The 18,762-nt window shown below is 68.5% G+C and carries 19 protein-coding genes; 9 read left to right on the top strand and 10 right to left on the bottom strand.

Translation table 11 applies throughout. From position 1 onward, the window contains the following. Positions 1 to 8 precede the first annotated feature (8 nt). The 4 genes from ACQ1RG_RS05145 to ACQ1RG_RS05130 all read left to right on the top strand — a co-directional run bounded on the left by ACQ1RG_RS05145 (position 9) and on the right by ACQ1RG_RS05130 (position 2,243). Positions 9 to 179, top strand: a complete 171-nt coding sequence (locus tag ACQ1RG_RS05145; RefSeq protein ID WP_156491120.1) for a hypothetical protein — start codon at positions 9 to 11, stop codon at positions 177 to 179. A 147-nt stretch (positions 180 to 326) separates the two neighbouring features. Next, positions 327 to 746, top strand: a complete 420-nt coding sequence (locus ACQ1RG_RS05140) for a MarR family winged helix-turn-helix transcriptional regulator (RefSeq protein WP_063248722.1) — start codon at positions 327 to 329, stop codon at positions 744 to 746. 31 nt (positions 747 to 777) lie between these two features. Beyond that, a complete protein-coding gene (locus ACQ1RG_RS05135; RefSeq protein WP_063248723.1) occupies positions 778 to 1,386 on the top strand; it encodes a DUF998 domain-containing protein in 609 nt (202 codons plus the stop codon). A gap of 410 nt (positions 1,387 to 1,796) precedes the next feature. Continuing rightward, a complete protein-coding gene (locus ACQ1RG_RS05130; RefSeq protein WP_227007151.1) occupies positions 1,797 to 2,243 on the top strand; it encodes a TVP38/TMEM64 family protein in 447 nt (148 codons plus the stop codon). A 26-nt stretch (positions 2,244 to 2,269) separates the two neighbouring features. Here ACQ1RG_RS05130 and ACQ1RG_RS05125 read toward each other — a convergent pair whose 3' ends face one another. The 9 genes from ACQ1RG_RS05125 to paaA all read right to left on the bottom strand — a co-directional run bounded on the left by ACQ1RG_RS05125 (position 2,270) and on the right by paaA (position 10,018). Further along, positions 2,270 to 3,049, bottom strand: coding sequence for an enoyl-CoA hydratase/isomerase family protein (locus tag ACQ1RG_RS05125; RefSeq protein ID WP_162909134.1), 780 nt, complete (start codon positions 3,047 to 3,049; stop codon positions 2,270 to 2,272). Then, positions 3,043 to 3,825 (bottom strand): 3-hydroxyacyl-CoA dehydrogenase family protein, encoded by a 783-nt coding sequence (locus ACQ1RG_RS05120; protein ID WP_063248799.1) that lies wholly within the window; start codon positions 3,823 to 3,825, stop codon positions 3,043 to 3,045. The genes ACQ1RG_RS05125 and ACQ1RG_RS05120 overlap by 7 nt, the downstream gene beginning before the upstream one ends. Positions 3,826 to 3,935: 110 nt before the next feature. Further along, entirely contained in the window at positions 3,936 to 4,670 is a 735-nt protein-coding gene (locus ACQ1RG_RS05115; protein WP_063248800.1) for an enoyl-CoA hydratase/isomerase family protein, read from the bottom strand. 113 nt (positions 4,671 to 4,783) lie between these two features. Next, positions 4,784 to 5,950: a thiolase family protein gene (locus ACQ1RG_RS05110; RefSeq protein ID WP_201671820.1), complete on the bottom strand. Its 1,167-nt coding sequence runs from the start codon at positions 5,948 to 5,950 to the stop codon at positions 4,784 to 4,786. A gap of 98 nt (positions 5,951 to 6,048) precedes the next feature. After that, complete coding sequence (paaE, locus tag ACQ1RG_RS05105; RefSeq protein ID WP_227007150.1) at positions 6,049 to 7,179, bottom strand: 1,2-phenylacetyl-CoA epoxidase subunit PaaE; 1,131 nt, start codon at positions 7,177 to 7,179, stop codon at positions 6,049 to 6,051. Between the two features lies 1 nt (position 7,180). Further along, positions 7,181 to 7,702, bottom strand: a complete 522-nt coding sequence (paaD, locus tag ACQ1RG_RS05100) for a 1,2-phenylacetyl-CoA epoxidase subunit PaaD (protein ID WP_119297121.1) — start codon at positions 7,700 to 7,702, stop codon at positions 7,181 to 7,183. Then, positions 7,702 to 8,682, bottom strand: a complete 981-nt coding sequence (paaC, locus tag ACQ1RG_RS05095; protein WP_119297120.1) for a 1,2-phenylacetyl-CoA epoxidase subunit PaaC — start codon at positions 8,680 to 8,682, stop codon at positions 7,702 to 7,704. The genes paaD and paaC overlap by 1 nt, the downstream gene beginning before the upstream one ends. Positions 8,683 to 8,696: 14 nt before the next feature. Next, a complete protein-coding gene (gene paaB, locus ACQ1RG_RS05090) occupies positions 8,697 to 9,023 on the bottom strand; it encodes a 1,2-phenylacetyl-CoA epoxidase subunit PaaB (RefSeq protein ID WP_101624274.1) in 327 nt (108 codons plus the stop codon). Then, entirely contained in the window at positions 9,020 to 10,018 is a 999-nt protein-coding gene (gene paaA, locus ACQ1RG_RS05085; RefSeq protein ID WP_342474402.1) for a 1,2-phenylacetyl-CoA epoxidase subunit PaaA, read from the bottom strand. Before paaA ends, paaB begins: the two co-directional genes overlap by 4 nt. 836 nt (positions 10,019 to 10,854) lie before the next feature. On the opposite strand from paaA, the gene ACQ1RG_RS05080 reads away from it, so the two are divergent. From ACQ1RG_RS05080 to ACQ1RG_RS05060, 5 genes are all read left to right on the top strand, one after another. Then, the gene (locus ACQ1RG_RS05080; protein WP_430600607.1) at positions 10,855 to 12,336 is read left to right on the top strand and encodes a stealth conserved region 3 domain-containing protein; all 1,482 of its coding nucleotides are present in this window, start codon (positions 10,855 to 10,857) and stop codon (positions 12,334 to 12,336) included. Positions 12,337 to 12,489: 153 nt separating this feature from the next. After that, positions 12,490 to 13,020: a hydroxyphenylacetyl-CoA thioesterase PaaI gene (paaI, locus tag ACQ1RG_RS05075; RefSeq protein ID WP_232254145.1), complete on the top strand. Its 531-nt coding sequence runs from the start codon at positions 12,490 to 12,492 to the stop codon at positions 13,018 to 13,020. Positions 13,021 to 13,124: 104 nt separating this feature from the next. Further along, entirely contained in the window at positions 13,125 to 14,420 is a 1,296-nt protein-coding gene (gene paaK, locus ACQ1RG_RS05070) for a phenylacetate--CoA ligase PaaK (protein ID WP_186372599.1), read from the top strand. A 56-nt stretch (positions 14,421 to 14,476) separates the two neighbouring features. After that, positions 14,477 to 15,187 (top strand): TetR/AcrR family transcriptional regulator, encoded by a 711-nt coding sequence (locus ACQ1RG_RS05065; RefSeq protein ID WP_131248207.1) that lies wholly within the window; start codon positions 14,477 to 14,479, stop codon positions 15,185 to 15,187. 75 nt (positions 15,188 to 15,262) lie between these two features. Beyond that, entirely contained in the window at positions 15,263 to 16,621 is a 1,359-nt protein-coding gene (locus ACQ1RG_RS05060; protein WP_119297116.1) for an MFS transporter, read from the top strand. Positions 16,622 to 16,721: 100 nt separating this feature from the next. On the opposite strand, the gene paaZ is transcribed toward ACQ1RG_RS05060, so the two are convergent. Continuing rightward, complete coding sequence (paaZ, locus tag ACQ1RG_RS05055; protein ID WP_009379674.1) at positions 16,722 to 18,755, bottom strand: phenylacetic acid degradation bifunctional protein PaaZ; 2,034 nt, start codon at positions 18,753 to 18,755, stop codon at positions 16,722 to 16,724. Positions 18,756 to 18,762 lie beyond the last annotated feature (7 nt).

Raw genomic sequence — 18,762 nt, 5'->3', positions numbered from 1 at the left:
GAGAAGACATGAGCAGCTCCGAGACCTGGTCGTCGGTTCCCGCCACCGGCTCCCCGCAGTCGCCCGTCGGCGGCGCCTACAAAGTCATCGGCTCCGCACTCACCGTGGTCGTCGTCGGCGGCCTCGCGTGGGGCCTCACCCTGACCGTGATCAAAGCCGTGGCGATCTTCACCGGCTGAACGTCGCCGACCGGCCCCTCCCCCGCCGAGGCGGCCGGACGACGGCCCCGCCCCGGACCCTCCGTCCGGGCCGGGGCCGTCGGCATGTGCGCACCCCGTCCGGGCACCCTCTTGCCACCCATTAACTTAAGTGCTTAACTTAGTGTCATGGACCTCGCCTTCGAACTCCACGACCTCGTGCGCACCCTCGACCGGTGGGCCGAGCGGATCCTCGCGCCGGAGGGCCTGAGCTACAACCAGTACGTCGCCCTGGTCATCCTCGGCCAGCACCCGGGAATCACCGGACGCACCCTGGCCCGGTCCCTCGGCGTCACCGAGGCGGCCGGCAGCGGCATCGTCAAGGCCCTGCTCAGCGCGGGGTACGTCGACAACCGGGCCGCGGCCGGTTCGGGGAACCGACGCGAACTCCACCTCACCTCGGCGGGTGAGGAGAAGGCCGAGCAGTGCGGACGCCTCCTCGGGAGCTCACTCGACGACAACGCCCGCACGATCGGCCTCGACCCGCAGGCCCTCGCCCAGACGATCCGCGACCTCCACGACGAAGTCCGCACCGTCCGCAACCCGTAACCCCTCTCGCACCTCTCCTCCAGGAGCTCTCATGGCAGTGACCTTCGCCCTTCTCGCCCTCGTCCTCGGACTCGCCCGGCTCGGTGTCTTCGTCGCCCTCCACCTCGTGCCCAGCGACTACTCGATCGTCTCCCATGCCGTCAGCGACTACGCGGTCGGACCGACGCGGAGGCTGAGTTCGATCATGACCTGGCTGACCGCAGGATTCTGGGCACTCCTCGCCGGAGCGGTGATCACAGGCGTCCCCGACTGGTCGGATGCCACGGGCATCACGATCGCCCTGCTCGTCCTCGCGGGGATCTTCGTCGCCCTCCCCTTCGCGCCGACCGATCTCGAGGGTGCGAAGACGACGCTCGTCGGCCGCCTCCACTACCTCTTCGCGATCGCCTGGTTCGCCCTCACCTACGCGTGCATGGGCAACTTCACCCGTCTCTTCACCGCCGAGGGCCCCGCGTGGCTCGCCTCGACGCTGGCCGTCATCGGGTGGATCGCCGCGATCTCGCTGGCCGTGAGCGTCCTCGTCCTCGTCGTCTCGAGGCTGAGGCCGAAGGTCTTCGGCATCTCCGAGCGGATCTTCATCCTCTCGGTGAGCCTCTTCTACATCGGCGTCGCCGCCGGACTGATGATGCTCAGCGCCTGAGACAGCCAGCTCCGCCCCGCTCACCCCGGTCCACCTTCCGCCCCGAGCCCGCCCGGGCCCCTCCGACGTCCTTGAGGCGTACACTCGATCCGTGCCGACGACGAACCCCAAGACCCCTCCCCGCAGACGCGGACGTCTCGCGTGGGGGTCGATCGTGCGCAACGCGGCCCTCGCCGTCGTCGTCCTCGCCGGACTCTGGCTCGTGGTCAACGTCCACCTGCCAACTCCCCGCGTGCTCCAGGATGAGATCGCCGAGGCGGGCGCGTGGGGCTTCGCCGTCTTCGTCGCCCTCGCCACGGTGGTCGCGGCCACCCCGATCCCGGTGACGATCGTCGCCGTCGCCGGTGGGCTCGCGTTCGGTCTGCCGCTGGGAACCCTGCTCACGCTCATCGGCATCGTCCTCGGAGGGTATGCCGGGTACTGGATCGCCCGGCGGCCTCGGCCGTCCGACCGCGAGGAAGATGCTCGGCTCCCACGCCGAGGCGGTCGAAACCCAACTCCACGGCGGCGGCTTCTACGCGGTGTGCACACTCCGCCTCCTGCCGGGTCTGCCGTACTGGCCGGTCAACTACGGCAGCGGCGCCTTCGGGATCGACAATCGCACGTTTCTCACGGCCACGACGATCTCCTCGCTGCCCGGCCTTTTCGCCCTCGTCGGCATCGGGGCCTTCATCGGCGACCCGAGCATTGCCAACGCTATCGCCGTCGGCGTCGCCTGGGTCCTCGTCGGCACCCTGACGATCCTCGCATTCCGTCGCTGGCGAGCGACGACCCGGGAACCTGCGGCCCAGAACGGCATCGACGAGCGCGACAACCGAGGGAATCCGGGACCCGTCACCGAGGCGGCCGACGGCTGAGGGTATCAGAACGCCCGGCCAGCGCCCTACCCGAAGTTCGGCTTGCGCCGCTCTTGGAAGGCGCGGAAGCCCTCGGCGTAGTCGGGGGTGCGCCGCGCCGTCTCCTGGAGGTGCGCTTCGGCGTCGAGGACCTCGGCGAACGAGGGCCGCTCGTCGGCGAGCCTCTGGACGAAGCCCTTCTCCATCGCGTACGCCTCGGCGGGGCCGGTGACGATCCGGGCGAGCTTCGCCGCGACGAAGTCCTCGAGTTCGGCCGCGGGGACGGCGCGGGAGACGATTCCCGTCGCCGCCGCCTCGGCGCCGGACATGAAGTCACCGGTGACGATGAGGTCCATCGTCCGGTGGTAGCCGACCCGGTCGAGGAAGACGTGATGGGCGCCGGAGTCGAGCACCGCCCCGATCGCGGCGAACGGCGAGCCGAACTTCGCATCCTCGGCGGCGTAGATGATGTCGGCGGCCGCGGCGAGACCGAAGCCGAGCCCGAGCGCCGCCCCCTGGACCTGGGCGACGACGGGGATGGAGAGGCCCCGGATGGCCTGGACGATCGGGGTGAACACCTCGGCGAGGAACGCGTGGGCGTCGTCGGTCTCGACGTCGACGGCGGAGATGTCGCGACCGGAGCAGAACACCTTCCCCTCACCGCGGATGAGGAGGACGCGGACGTCCGGCACCGCCTCGGCGACCGTCGACACCGCCTCGGCGAGGGCGCGGAGGCTGCCGGCATCGAGGGCGTTGCGGGACTCGGGTCCGTCGAGGACGATCTCGGCGATCGGGCCGCGGGTGGCCAGGCGGATCTCGGTCACCATTCGTAGAACCCCTTGCCCGTCTTGCGGCCGAGTTCGCCGGCGGCGACCTTGTCGCGGAGCAGCTGGGGTGGGGCGAAGCGGGGACCGAGTTCGCGTTCGAGGTGCTCGGCGATGCCGAGGCGGACGTCGAGGCCGACGATATCGGTCGTCTTCAGCGGTCCGGCCGGGTGCCGGTAGCCGAGCGTCATCGCGGTGTCGATGTCCTCGGCGCTGGCCACACCCTCTTCGACCATGCGCATCGCCTCGAGGGCGAGCGCGACGCCGAGGCGCGAGGACGCGAACCCGGGCGAATCGGTGACCGTGATCGGGGTCTTGCCGAGACCGGCCACCCAGTTCGTCGCGGCAGTGACGAGGTCGGGCGAGGTGCGGGAGCCGACGACGATCTCGACGAGGTCGGAGACCGGGACGGGGTTGAAGAAGTGGAGGCCGATGAGAGCCTGGGGGCGGGGCAGGACGGAGGCGAGCTCGTCGATCGAGAGTGAACTCGTGTTCGTCCCGATGCTCGCCGCGGGGGCGAACTTCGCGATGTCGGCGAGGACCCGCTGCTTGAGGGCGACGTCCTCGGGGACGGCTTCGACGACGAGCAGCGCCTGGTCGAGCAGGGTCGGGTCGCGGACGACCTCGACCCGGCCGGGGACCTCAAGGCCCTTCGCGCGGGACTTCTCGATCGAGGCCTCGACCCGCTCCCGGGCCGCGGCCGCGGTCTCCTCGGTGTTCTCGATGACGATGACGCGGGCGCCGGCGCTCGCGAACGCGTGGGCGATGCCCGCCCCCATCCGGCCGCCGCCGTAGACGCCGACGGTGTCAGGCACGTAGGCCCTGTCCTCGGTTGCCGGACGCGCCTCGTCGGTCGCGCCGGGGGCCGCCTGTGACTGGTTCTGCTCGCTCACTCGTCTCTCTCCTGCTGCTTCTTCTCACGCCGCTTCTCCTCGCGCCGGGCGAGGAAGGCGTCCATCCGGGCGAACTTCTCGTCGGTCTCGAAGAGCACCGCCTGGGCGACGTTGTCGATGAGGGGGTGCGCCTCGCGGGGGGCGTGGAACGCTGACTTCGTCAGCCGCACGGCCAGGGGCGCGAAGCTCGCGATCCGGTCGGCGAGCGCCTCACCCGCGGCCTCGAGTTCCTCGGGGTCGACGACGTCGTTGAGGAGACCGATGCTGCGGGCCTCATCGGCCTGGAGCGTGCGTCCGGCCAGGAGGATCTCCTTGGCCCAGGGCTCTCCGACGAGTTCGCGCAGACGCCAGGCGGCACCGGCAGCGGCGAGGATGCCGAGACCGGGTTCGGGGTTGCCGATCTTCGTCGCCGGTGTCCCGATGCGGAAGTCGCACGCAAACGCGAGTTCCGCTCCCCCGCCGAGGGCGTAGCCGTCGATGAGGCCGATGACAGGCATCGGCAGGTCGAGGATGCGGCTGAAGATCTTCGAGTTGATGCCGGCGAGCGCATCATCGCGGCGGCGCTCGCGCAGCTGCCCGATGTCGGCTCCGGCGGCGAAGGTCCCTCCGGTGCCGGTGAGGATCGCGACCTGCGGGTGCGCCTCGAGTTCGGCACACACCTCGTGGAGGGCCTCGACCATCGTCAGGTCGATCGCATTGCGCACCTCGGGGCGGTTGAGCCGGATGACCATCCGGTCGTCCCGCCGTTCGACGAGCAGTGGGGAGGCGTCGTCGGCCGCGGAGGCGTCACTCGCGGCGGTGCCGTCTCCGCTCCCGGAACCGTCGCCCTGCGACGCCGCCGGGCTCACGGGCGTTCCAGGAGGACGGCCGAACCCTGACCCACACCGACGCACATCGTCGCGAGTCCGCGCTGATCGTCGCCCTGCTCCATGCGGTTGAGCAGGGTGAGCGTGATGCGCGTGCCCGAGGCGCCGAGCGGGTGGCCGAGCGCGATCGCCCCGCCGAACTGGTTGACGATCTCCGGGTTGAGTCCGAGGTCGCGGATGCACGCGATCGACTGCGAGGCGAAGGCCTCGTTGAGTTCGACCGCGTCGAGGTCGTTCACGCTCCAGCCGACGCGGGCGAGCGCCTTCTCTGACGCGGGGACCGGGCCGATGCCCATGATCTCCGGCGGCACGCCGGCGCTCGCACCGGCGACGACGCGGGCGCGCGGGGTCAGTCCGTGCTCTTCGGCGTAGCGCTCGGAGACGAGGATCGTCACGGCGGCGCCGTCGTTGAGCGAGGACGAGTTGCCGGCGGTGATGACGCTGCCCTCGCCGTGGAGGGCGCGCAGCTTCGCGAGCTTCTCCGGGGTCGTGTCCGGGCGTGGACCCTCGTCCTTGCTCACGTCGCCGATGGGGAGGATCTCGGGGTCGAACTTCCCCTCGTCCTGCGCGGCGAGCGCCCGCTGGTGGGAGGCGAAGGCGAAGTCGTCGAGCTCCTCGCGGGAGATGTTCCACCGCTTGGCGACGTTCTCGGCCGTCTCAGGCATCGAGTAGGTGACGTTCTCCCCGAACTGCGGGTTGGGGAAGCGCCAGCCGATCGACGTGTCGAAGGACTTCCCGGGCTTCGCCCAGGCCTTCGAGGGCTTCTCGACCACCCAGGGTGCGCGGGTCATCGACTCGACGCCGCCGGCGACGACGACGTCGGCGTCTCCGGCCGCGATCATCGCCCGGCCCTGGATGATCGAGGTCAGTCCCGAGGCGCACAGCCGGTTGACGGTGAAGCCGGGGATCAAGTCGGGCAGGCCGGCGAGGAGGACGGCCATGCGGGCGACGTCGCGGTTGTCCTCCCCGGCCTGGTTCGCCGCCCCCATGATCACCTCGTCGATGTCGGCGGGGTCGATGCCGGTGCGGTCGACGACGGCTTTCAGCGTCGTCGCGAGGAGGTCGTCGGGCCGCTGGTCGGCGAGTGCGCCTCCGTAGCGGCCGATGGGCGTGCGCAGTCCGTCAAGGATGAATGCCTCGGGCATGATGCTCCTTCAAGTCGGTTCAGACGAGTCGATCGTAACGCCTGCCACATCAGGCCGGGGCAGGGGGCCGGATGGCGGTATCGCCACCCGAACCGGGGTCAGGAGTCGAAGTCGATGGTGACTTCGTCGCTGACCGGGAAGGTCTGGCAGGTGAGGACGAAGTTCGCCTCCACCTCGGCGTCCTCGAGGGCGTAATTGCGGACCATGTCGACCTCGCCCGCGCACACCTTCGCCCGGCACGTCCCGCACACCCCGCCCTTGCACGCGAAGGGCAGGTCGGAGCGGGACTCCTGCGCGGAGTCGAGGATGGTCTTGCCCTGTGCCATCGCCGAGGTGGTCCGCCGTCCGTCGAGGATGACCGTGACCTCGCTCGTCGCCCCCTCGAGGACCTTGTCGGCGTGGGCGACCTCGGGTGGGGGCTCATCGACGTAGAAGAGCTCGAAGTGGACCTTCTCCTTCGGCACCCCGAGCTCGTCGAGCACGGTGCGGGCGTCGCCGAGCATCCCGAAAGGACCGCACAGCCACACATGGTCGACATCGTGCACGGGCACGAGGTAGGTGAGCAGCTGGCGCAGCTTCTCCTCGTCGAGGCGGCCGGAGAAGAGCTCGACCTCGCGGGGTTCGCGGGAGAGGACGTGGACGAGGTCGAGCTGCTGGTTGCGCGCGTCCTTGAGGTCGGCGAGTTCCTCGGCGAACATCACGGTGTTCGTCGAGCGGTTGCCGTAGAGGAGGGTGACGGACGCGTCGGGGTTGGTGAGCACCGTCGACGCGATCGAGAGCATCGGGGTGATGCCGGAACCGGCGGCGATGCACAGGTGCTTGCCGCCGAGGCTCGCGTCGGCCCGGAAGCTGCCGCTGGGCGGCTGGACCTCGATCGTCTCACCGGGGCGGACGTCGCGGACGAGCCAGCGGGAGAAGAGGCCGTCGGGGATCTCGCGCACGCCGATGCGCGGGGCAGCTCCCGCGGGCGCACAGATGGAGTAGGTGCGGCGGTGCTCGACGCCGTCGATCATCCGACGCAGGGTGAGCGACTGTCCGGCGGCGAAGTCGAAGAGCTCGGCCACCTCGGCGGGCACGTCGAAGGTCACGGCCGCGGAGTCCTCGGTGAGGTGCTCGACGGTGCGCACGGTGAGCGGGTGGAAGCCGGTGCGGTCAGCGGCCTGACCCGTGGACTCCGCGGGGGCGGTCTGGCCGACAGTCTCGGCGTCTCGGCCGATCGTCTCGGTCATCTCAGATCTCCTTCACGTGTTCGAACGGTTCGAGGCAGTCCCGGCACTGGTACATCGCCTTGCAGGCGGTGGGACCGAACTCCGAGGTGAGCGCCACGTTGCCCGATCCGCACAGGGTGCACACGATCGCGCGGCGGGTGGGCATGAGGGTGAGCGCGACGGGTCCCTGCCGGCGCGGCGCCTGGCCGGGCGGGGAGATGCCGGCCTCCGCGAGCGCCTCCCGGCCCTCGTCGGTGATCCAGTCGCTCGACCACGCCGGGGTGAGGGAGACGCGGATCTCCGCGTCGGGGAATCCTGCGTCCTCGAGTTCGCGCTGGAGGTCATCGCGCATCGTCGCCATCGCCGGGCAGCCCGAATACGTCGGGGTGATCGTCGCGACGACGTGGTCGTCCTCGAGCGTGACCTCCCGAAGCACGCCGAGGTCGACGAGCGTGAGCATCGGCATCTCCGGGTCGGTGACCCGGGCGGCGGCGGCACGGGCCCGGTCGACCGCCTCGGCGGGGGATTCCAGGGTCGCGTTCATCACCACTGACCCTGCGGGTGGGCGCGGGCGACGACCTGCATCTCGGCGAGCATGCGGGACAGCGCCTCGGTGTGGAGCCCGTCACGGCCCTTCTTGCCGCGGACCCCGGCGAGTGCTCCCGCCTCCGGGCGGTCGACGCCGGCGGCGGCGAAGACCTGGTCGAGGATGACACCGGCCTCGTCGGCCACCTCGGCGGGGTCGACGCCGATGCCGGCTTCGGCCACGGAAGCCTCGATCGGGTGGGTCTCGAAGAGCTCGGACCACAGCGGCCACAGGCCGCTCAGTGCGGTGAGCAAGCGAGCACGGGACTCCTCGGTGCCCTGGGCGAGCGTGACGACCCAGCGGCCGGCGAAGTCGCGGTGGTAGGACATCTCCTTGACGCCCTTGGCGGCAATCGCGGAGAGCACGGAGTCGCGGCTGGCGGTGAGGCGTTCGAAGAGGGCGAGGCGCCAGGTCGAGTAGATGAGGATCTTCGCGACCGCCTCGGCGAAGTCGCCGTTGGGGACCTCGGCGAGGCGGACGTTGCGGAAGTCCATGTCCTCGCGGAAGAAGGCGAGCCGGTCCTCGTCGGGCACCGGTGATCCCTCCGGCAGCTGCGGGACGAGGGCGGGGTCGGCTGCGGCGGCGCGGGCGAGGAGGAGGCGGGCCTGGCCGAGGAGGTCGAGGGAGATGTTCGCGAGCGCGATGTCCTCTTCGAGGTCAGGGGCGTTGGAGCACCATTCGGAGATCCGCTGGGAGAAGACGAGCGCATCGTCGCCGAGCATGAGGCAGTACTGGGCGAGCTCAGACGGGTCGACGCCGTCGGGCACGGTCGTGTCGACCCCGGCGAGCGGGTCCTCGAAGTCCGTGCCGAAGGCCCAATGGGCGTCGTTGACGAGGAGGCCCGAGTAGGCGTTCTCGTGCTCGTCGTGTTCTGCCGTGGGCTCGTGGACCTCAGGGGCGTTGGATTCGTTCGCCGAGGCGGCGTTGGGAGTCGTCATGTGATGCTCTTCCCTCACATGTGCGGGACATCGTCGGGGATGTCGTAGAAGGTCGGGTGACGGTAGACCTTGTCGCCGCTCGGGGCGAACATCGGGTCCTTCTCGTCGGGGCTCGAGGCGGTGATGTCCGATGAGCGCACGACCCAGATGCTCACACCTTCGTTGCGGCGCGTGTAGACGTCGCGGGCGTGGCGGATCGCGAGCTGGTCGTCGGGGGCGTGGAGCGAGCCGACGTGGACGTGGTTGAGGCCGCGCTTGCCGCGGACGAAGACCTCGTAGAGGGGCCATTCGCCGCGCACGGTCGGGGTCGTCCCTCCGGTGGCCGGGGTGGACTCGGTCATTCTGCGGCCTCCTCGGCGGTGGTGTCGGCGGTTGCGGCGAACTGGGCGTCTGCCGCGGCCTGGGCGGACTTCTCGGCGAAGGCGAGCGCGGCATCACGCACCCACGCACCCTCGTCCCACGCGCGCTTGCGGTGGGCGATGCGCTGTTCGTTGCACGGGCCGTTGCCCTTGACGACGGCCCAGAACTCGTCCCAGTCGGGGGTCGAGAAGTCGTAGTGTCCGCGCTCCTCGTTCCACTTGAGGTTCTCGTCGGGGAACGTCACGCCGAGCGCCTCGGCCTGCGGGATCGACATGTCGACGAACTTCTGGCGCAGCTCGTCGTTCGTGTGAGTCTTGATGCCCCACTCCATCGACTGCGCGGTGTTCGGCGAATCGTCGTCGGGAGGTCCGAACATCATCAGGGCCGGCCACCAGAAGCGGTTGACCGATTCCTGGACCATCGTCCGCTGCTCGTCGGTGCCGCGCATCATCGTCATGAGCAGTTCGTAGCCCTGGCGCTGGTGGAAGGACTCCTCCTTGCAGATGCGGATCATCGCGCGCCCGTAGGGACCGAAGGAGGTGCGGCACAGGGGGACCTGATTGCAGATCGCGGCGCCGTCAACGAGCCAGCCGATCGTGCCGACGTCGGTGTAGTTGAGCGTCGGGTAGTTGAAGATCGAGGAGTACTTCTGCTTGCCGGCGATGAGCTTCTCGGTGAGCTCGTTGCGGCTGGCGCCGAGCGTCTCGGCGGCCGAATAGAGGTAGAGGCCGTGACCCGCTTCGTCCTGGACCTTCGCGAGCAGGATCGCCTTGCGCCGCAGGGAGGGCGCGCGGGAGATCCAGTTGCCCTCGGGCTGCATGCCGATGATCTCCGAGTGCGCGTGCTGGGCGACCTGACGGATGAGCGTCTTGCGGTAGGGCTCGGGCATCCAGTCGCGCGGTTCGATCCGGTCCTTGGCCTCGATCGTGTCGGCGAACTGCGCCTCGAGCTGCGTTTCGTTGACTTCCGTTGTCATGACCACTCCACCCCCTGGGTGCGCCCTTCCTCGTCACGCGCCCGACCCGTGATCCGGGTGCGGCACTGCCGGTGCGGCGGACGGGATGCGCTCCGTCATCACAGGCCGCCGGAACCGTTCGATCATTTACTGACCGTTTGTTCTGTAATGTTCTTCACCAGTGTGGCATACCCCACGCCGAGGTGCAATATCGGGACAGGGCGACTGACCTGAACCCCGAGCGGGCCTTCGAACAGCCCCAAGCGAGACCTCGCCCAAGCGGTGCCACCGATCCCCCAGCCTGCCGCCGGCGATGCGGGCACCCGAAGCCACGACGGCACAGCCGACTCGACGAGTGGTCAACCGCAGTCAATGACCTAATCCACCCCTCCCATCACGCGTTTCACCGCCGCCCCGGGGCGGGAAGACGGTCGTCGCCACCGAGGATGGGTTCGTGAGGCTCCTGAGAGCCCGAGACTCCACAACCGCCCAAGCCCGAAAATCTATGCCGCATAAAAACCAAGACTCCTTTCCCTAAATGGATCGGCCGACGCCTCGAATTCTCGATTCCGAAGACAATCTTCAACTACTTCTGGTTTTGACCGCGGCAATCCCCGATGAAAAGATTGCTTCGCTCTAAAATGTGGGTGAACGAAGAATAACGTGCGGAGGTACGGACGGTGAACGGTCGTCGAGCAACGATGAAGGCGCGCGCCAGACAGTACCGCCGCAAAGCAGCGACCATGCTCACCGACCAGCAGAAGCTCTGGCTGTCAGAGGTGCGCCATGGTGAGACAGATCTGCAGCGCCGCATGCGAACCGTACTTCGACCGGGGTTGGCCAAGGAACCGAAAGTGGTGGCGACTCGAACGCACGATTCGATCGCAGCACAAGAAGACAATCTGCGCACAGTGCGCACCGTCCTCGCCGAGGCGGGCATCGATTTCGTCGAACTCCCCCGACGCGCCCGCGATCGCTCACGACTGGTCATTCCGCAGTCGCAGATTCGGCGCGCCCAGCAGGCATTGTCGGCTCTGGATCCTCAGGACGGTTGGACGCAGTTCCGGCGGTATCGGTCGTGGGCGAGTGGGAGTCGTCGCCGCCAGCGTGACGATCCGTTCTCCGTCGCGATGATCATCTGCCACCGTCGCGTGGCCGCCCCGAGCGGCCGCATCCTCAGCACCGGCTTCGAGGGCGTCATCATCGAAGCGTGGACGGACCTGGGACCCCGACGGGCACGCGTGGACGGGTCGACGCACATCCCGGGAACCCTTCACCGCATCGCGAAACAGCCCCGCACACTGGTCGAGTACTTCACTCCCGAGACCTGGGAGGCGTCATTGGCAAATGACAATCGCACCGTGCTGCCCGATGCCCCTGACCTCTACGCCGTCGCGGGACCTGTCGACCTCGTCTATACGCGGGTCGACGGCTCGGACCCTCTGTGGCGGGCGAAGAAGTCACGCGCCGAAGCTGAGATGCGTGGCGAGCAGATCAACGACACCGCGGTTTCCGAGTCGCGCTTCGCCGACCGGCAGGAGCTTCGCTACTCTCTGCGATCGGTCGAAGCGTACGCCAGTTGGGTCAACCACATCTACCTCGTCACCGACGCTCAGATCCCCGAGTGGCTCAACGTCGATCATCCCAAGATCACGGTCATCGACCACAGAGACATCTTCACCGACACCGACAATCTGCCTGTCTTCAACTCGCATGCGATTGAGTCTCAACTCCACCACATCCCCGGGCTGAGCGAGAACTACCTCTACATGAACGACGACCTGTTCTTCATGCGCCCGACCAGCCCCGAACTCTTCTTCACCGGAAGCGGACTCTCCCGTTTCTTCCCGTCGACGGCACCTCTCGACCTCGACGACCCGAGCGCCCGAGACATGCCAGTCCTCTCGGCTGCCAAACGAGGAAGACAGTTCATGCTCGACGAACACGGCCGACGGGTGGCCAACAAGTTCAAGCACACGCCTCACCCACAGGTGAGGTCAGTCATGGAAGATTTCGAGGCGACGCATCAGGACCTGTTCGACCACGTCGCACGCTCGAAGTTCCGTCATCCCGATGACTATTCGATCACCTCGGCGCTCTACCATTTCCACGCCTACGCGCAGGGCAAAGCCATCGACTCGTCCATTCGCTACGCCTACATGGACATCTCACGACCCGATGCCGAACTGTACATGCGGCGCCTTCTCCGCCGACGCAACCTCGACGTCCTCTGCCTCAACGACACCGATTCCTCACCGGAGGCGCAAGAGCACCTCGATGCGATGATGAGCTGGTTCCTCAACGAGAAGTTCCCGCTCCCGAGCAGTTTCGAGAAGTAGACCCGGCCTACCCCTTCCCGGCCCTCCGACTTGACAGAGACGCCGATCACAACGATATTTATTGACCAGATGGTCGTTTATTCCGATCCCGTGTCGCACGTCGGATCGGGCGACGGAGGCAGTGCATCGCATCGGTGCGAGGAGGAACCTGACATGGGAGAGACGACCACAACGACGACGGACACCAGTTCCGGCGCGGCTCCCTCACAAAACACCCATGCCGATCCCACGGCGACTCCCTCCTCTGCCTCCGTCGCCCCCGGCATCGGGAACGAAGCACATACCGGCGCGGCCGCGATGTACGCGAACGACCGCGCCTCCCAGCACCTCGGCATCACCCTCGACGACCACGGCCCCGGCTGGGCGCAGTGCTCGATGACGGTCACCGACATCATGGCCAACGGCCACGAGATCACCCACGGCGGCTACATCTTCCTCTTCGCCGACACGACGTTCGCGATGGCGTGCAACTATCCGGGTTCGGTCACCGTCGCCTCGGGCGGGGACATCACCTTCCTCAAGCCGACCCGCATCGGCGACGAACTCGTCGCCCACGGCCGCGAGATCGTCAAGCCGGGCCGCTCGGGCATCTACGACGTCGAGGTCAAGCGCGGCGACGAGATCGTCGCGGTCTACCGCGGACGCTCCCGCACCCTTCCGGCACCGAAGCCGGCCACCTCCTGACCCTCACCGCGGACCACGCTCACCCGGCGTCTCCCGCGTCGCGCCCCCACCTCGGCGCTTCCTGACTCGACACCTCACCTGCACGGATTCCCAAGGAGACGATGATGACCACGACCGACAGCGACGCCGGTCCGACGATGAGCCTCGACGAGCTGCGCGCCGATCAGCTCGCCAACCTCAAGACCACGGTGGCCGCCGTGTACGAGAAGGTGCCGCACTACCGGAAGGCCTTCGACGACCTCGGCATCACCCCCGCCGACATCACCAGCCTCGACGACATCGCGAAGCTGCCGTTCACGAACAAGCAGGACCTGCGGGACAACTACCCGTTCGGACTCTTCGCCGTCCCCCGCGAGGACGTTGCGCGCATCCACGCCTCCTCCGGCACGACCGGCCTGCCCACGGTCGTCGGGTACACGCAGAACGACCTCGACGTGTGGAGCCGACTCATCAAACGCTCGATCCTCGGCGCCGGCGGAAAGCCGGGGCAGATGCTCCACAACGCCTACGGCTACGGCCTGTTCACCGGCGGTCTCGGCGTCCACGGCGCCGAACGCCACGGCTTCACCGTCGTCCCGATCTCCGGCGGGCAGACCGAACGCCAGGTCCAGCTCATCCAGGATTTCAAGCCCGACATCATCACGGCCACCCCGACCTACCTGCTCACGATCCTCGACGAGTTCCACAAGCAGGGCATCGACCCGACCTCGACGAGCCTCAAGGTCGCCATCTGCGGCGCCGAACCGTGGACGGACGAGATGCGCCGGGAGATCGAGCGGTCCTTCGCCATCGACGCCGTCGACATCTACGGCCTCTCCGAGGTCATGGGCCCCGGCGTCGCGTGCGAATCCGCCGAGACCAAGGACGGCCCGACGATCTGGGAGGACCACTTCTACCCCGAGATCGTCGACCCCTTCACCGGTGAAGTCCTCCCCGACGGCGAGGAGGGCGAACTCGTCTTCACCTCGCTGACGAAGGAGGCGCTGCCGATCATCCGCTATCGCACCCACGACCTCGCGAGCCTCCTGCCCGGCACCGCGCACCCGAACTTCCGCCGCATCTCGCGCATCACCGGTCGCTCCGACGACCTCATCATCATCCGCGGCGTCAACGTCTACCCCGCGAACGTCGAATCCGTCCTCTTCGAGTTCGAGCACTTGAGCCCCCACTTCCAGCTCGTCCTCACCCGCCCAGGGCGGATGGACGAGGTCACCGTCGAGGTCGAGTGCCGCGAGAACGTCGGTGCCGTCGAACGTGAGGGCCTCGACCGCCGCGTGGCCGCCCGGATCAAGGAGCGCCTCGGCGTCTCCTCGACCGTCGACATCAAGGACCCCGGTTCGCTGCCGCGCTCGGTCGGCAAGCTCAAGCGCATCATCGACCGTCGCGAGAACATCCGCTAGGTCCGCTGTGACTCGGATCGCGGCACCGCCGGCTTCCGCTGATTAGACTGATTCCCATGTCCAAGAGCCCGTCACCTGCACAGACTCCGTCGAACGCGACGGAGTCCGTCACCGGTGACCTCGCCGAGGCGGGAGCTGGGTCCGGATCCGCCGCCGAGGCGGGGGTCGGGTCGGAGCCGAAGCGGACCCGCCGCGGTCGGCCCGGCTACGACCGGGAGACGCTCATCAACAAGGCCACCGAGGTCTTCGTCTCCCGCGGCTACGACGGCACGTCGATGGACACAGTCGCCCGCGAGCTCGGGATCACGAAATCGGCGATCTACCACCATGTGAAGTCGAAGGAGGAGCTGCTGCGGCTGGCGATCAACCGCGGCACCGACGCTCTCGCCTCGGCGGTGGAGTCCGAGTCCCACCGGCAGGATCTCAGCGCCCTCGAACGCCTGCGCCACGCCGTCCACTCGAGCGTGCTCATCCTCATCGAATACCACCACTCGGTCACCCTGCTCCTGCGGGTGCGCGGGAACTCCGCGGTCGAACGCGATGCGCTCGAGCAGCGGCGGCAGATCGACATGAAGATCCGCGCCCTCGTCACCGCGGCGATCGAGGAGGGCGGCGTCCGCGCCGACTTCCCGCCGGGCCTCGTCACCCGCCTCCTCTTCGGCATGGTCAACTCGATCACCGAGTGGTACCGCCCCGGCTACCCCGTCGATCCGGAGACCATCGCCGAGGCGGTCACCGCGATGGCCTTCAACGGCCTCGCCGAATAGAGCGCGCACACGCGCCCGTGCGATCGGGGCCGCCGACAGTGCTGATAACGGTCGTTTCCGGCGTACTCTGACAGGGTGACTTCTCGGATCCTCTGGATTGCCGTGCTCGCCTCCTTCGTGGCGTTCCTCGACGGCACGATCGTCAACGTCGCCCTGCCCGCGATCGACCGCGAGCTCGGCGGCGGGCTCGTCACCCAGCAGTGGGTCGTCGACGGCTACTTCATCACCCTCGGCGCCATCATGCTCGTCGCCGGCTCCATCAGCGACGCCTACGGCCGCAGCCTCGTCATGCGCATCGGCCTCATCGGATTCGGCATCGCCTCGGTGATCATCACCGTCGCCCCCGACCCGCTCACCCTCGTCATCGCCCGCATGCTCCAGGGGGCGGCGGGAGCCTTCCTCGTGCCGAGCTCGCTCGCGCTCATCAGCGCCCACTTCTCCGGCGTCGCCCGCGCCAAGGCCATCGGCACGTGGACGGCGCTGACGACGGGGGCGATGATCGTCGGTCCCCTCATCGGCGGAGTCCTCGTCGACTTCGCGAGCTGGCGGTTCGCGTTCCTCATCAACGTCATTCCCATCGCCATCACCCTGTGGCTGCTGCGCGGGGTGCCCGATCCTCCCCGGCAGACGAAGCCGCACATCGACATCCTCGGCGCGGTCCTCTCCATCCTCGGACTCGGCGGACTCGTCTTCGGTCTCATCGAACAGCCGCGGCTGGGATGGGGGCATCCGGCGATCCCCATCACCCTCCTCGGCGGGGCCGTCCTCTTCGTCCTCTTCCTCCTCCGGCAGAAGCGGGTGAGCGATCCGATCCTCCCGCTCGACCTGTTCCGCGCGCGGAACTTCTGGGTCGGCAACATCACGACGACGCTCATGTACGGGGCGCTCTCGCTCAACGGCTTCGTCCTCGCCATCTACCTGCAGGAGCAGGCGGGGCTGTCCGCGACGGCCGCGGGTCTCGCGAGCCTGCCGACGACGATCATGATGATCCTCTTCAGCTCCACCGCCGGGCGCCTGGCCGGCAGCTGGGGCCCGCGGCTGTTCATGGGCGTCGGACCGATCCTCATGGGTCTCGGGTCGCTCATGCTCCTCCTCGTCAGGGAGGACTTCAACTACTGGTGGCAGGTGCTGCCGGCGATGATCGTCTTCGGCCTCGGGCTCGCCGCGACCGTCTCACCGCTGACGGCGACGATCCTCGGCGCGATCGAGGAGGAGCGCAGCGGGATCGCCAGCGCCGTGAACAATGCGATCTCCCGCGTCGCAGGGCTCATCGCCATCGCGCTCGTCGGCACGGTCGTCGGCGGCACCCTCGACCTCAGCGGCTTCTACCGCGCCGCCGTCTTCGTGTCCGTGCTCCTCATCGCCGGCGGGCTGGTCTCGCTGGTGGGCATCCGGAACCCGGCCGTCCCTGCCCCGGAGGACTCGCGCCCCTGACTGGGCTGACCACCGATGCAGCGAGTCGAGGACGCTCAGTGTCGATAATGGTCAGCAGAATCGACACCGCACGTCCTCGACTCGAGGAGTCAGCGCCCCCTCACTCCTTCGCGACGAGGGTGAGGACGTCGTAGTTCGCGACGGGTTCGCCGTCCTGGTTGACGACCTCGGCGTCCCAGCGGACCTCGCCGTACTCGTCGGTCTCGCGCGGGGTGATGCGCTTCGCGGTGAGCGTCACCTTGAGCTTGTCCCCTGGTGAGACGGGCGTGACGAAGCGCAGCCCCTCGAGGCCGTAGTTCGCGAGCACCGGCCCGGGATCCGGCTGGACGAAGAGACCCGCGGCGAAGGAGACGATGAGGTACCCGTGGGCGACGCGGCCGGGGAAGAACGGGTTCGCCGCTGCCGCCTCCTCGTCGGTGTGGGCGTAGAACGTGTCGCCGGTGAACTCGGCGAAGTGCGCGATGTCCTCGAGGGTGACCTCGCGCCACTCCGACTCCAGGGCATCCCCGATCTTCAGATCGGCCAGAGACTTGGTGAACGGATGCTCGCCGAGGTGGCGCTCGGCTCCCGCGACCCACTCCCCGCCGATCGCGGTGAGCATGTTCGGAGAGGCCTGGATCGCGGTGCGCTGCATGAAGTGTGTGATGCCCCGCAGACCACCCATCTCCTCTCCGCCTCCGGCGCGGCCGGGACCACCGTGGACGAGGGTGGGCAGCGGGGAGCCGTGCCCCGTCGACTCGTCGGCGTCGTCGCGGTCGAGGACGAGGATGCGCCCGTGCCAGGGAGCGACGGCGCGGACGAACTCCGCGGCGAACGCCGGGTCGTGGGTGACGACCGAGCCGACGAGGGACCCGCGCCCGCGAGCGGCGAGGTCGACCGCCTCGGCGAGGGTCGAGTACGTGATGAGTGTGGTCACGGGACCGAAGGCCTCGACGTCGTGGACGGCGTCGACCCACGGATCGTCGGCCTGGAGGACGGTCGGGGCGACGAACGCCCCGCCGAGGGAGGACGCGAGATCGTCCGAGGCCTCGCGACCGCCGGTGAGGAGGTGGGCACCGCCGGCGATGATCTCATCGACGGCGTCGAGGACGTCATCACGCTGCTTCGTCGAGATGACCGGGCCGAGTCGGGTCGACTTCTCCCGCGGGTCGCCAGCGGTCACGGTCGCGAGCTTCGCGGTCAGGGCCTCCCCGACGGCCTCGGCGTGCTCGGCGGGAACGAAGGTGCGCCGGATCGCGGTGCACTTCTGACCGGCCTTGACGGTCATCTCGGCGACGACGCTGTCGACGAAGAGGTCGAACTCGGGCGTGCCGGGGGCGGCATCGGGACCGAGGAGGGAGAAGTTGAGGGAGTCCGCCTCGGCGAAGAAGCGGGTGCCGCGTTCGGTCACGCAGTTCAGCGATGCGAGTCGGCGGGCGGTGCCGGCTGACCCGGTGAAGGCGATCGTGTCCTGCTCGGCGAGCAGATCGAAGAGCGGGGTGATGTCGCCGGTGACGACCTGGATCGCGCCCTCGGGCAGGAGCCCGGAGGCGAGCATGTCGGCGACGACGGCGCGGGTGAGGTGCGCGGAGTCGGTGGCGGGCTTGACGACGACGGGGACGCCGGCGACGAACATCGGGGCGAACTTCTCGAGCATGCCCCACACGGGGAAGTTGAAGGCGTTGATCTGCAGGGCGAGGCCCTGTCGGGAGGTGAGGATGTGACGGCCGACGAAGGTGCCGTTCTTCGACAGGCGCTCGACCCCGCCGTCGAGGAGGACCGTCGAGTTCGGCATCTGCCGCCTCGCGACGCCCGAGTACGTGAAGAGCGTGCCGATGCCGCCTTCGATGTCGACGAAGGCGTCGCGCTTCGTCGTGCCCGTGGTGAAGGAGATCTCGTGGTAGTCCTTCGCCCGTTCCATGAGGTACGCGCCGAGCTGCTTGAGGATGACCCCGCGCTGATGGAACGTCAGCTTCCCCAGCTCCCGGCCCCCGACCTCACGGGCGAAGTCGGCAACCGCAGTGAAGTCGATGCCGGCCGAGGAGACGCGGTGGAGGAGGTCCCCGGTCGTCGAGTCGCGGACGTCTCGCGCGTCGGCGGCCTCGCTCGGGGTGTGCCAGGTGCCGGCCGCGTAGGAACTGAGGGTCTCGGTCATGGGGGCC

Source organism: Brevibacterium sp. K72 (assembly GCF_050562175.1).
Taxonomy (GTDB): domain Bacteria; phylum Actinomycetota; class Actinomycetes; order Actinomycetales; family Brevibacteriaceae; genus Brevibacterium; species Brevibacterium casei.
This window is presented reverse-complemented; position numbering and strand designations above follow the sequence as displayed.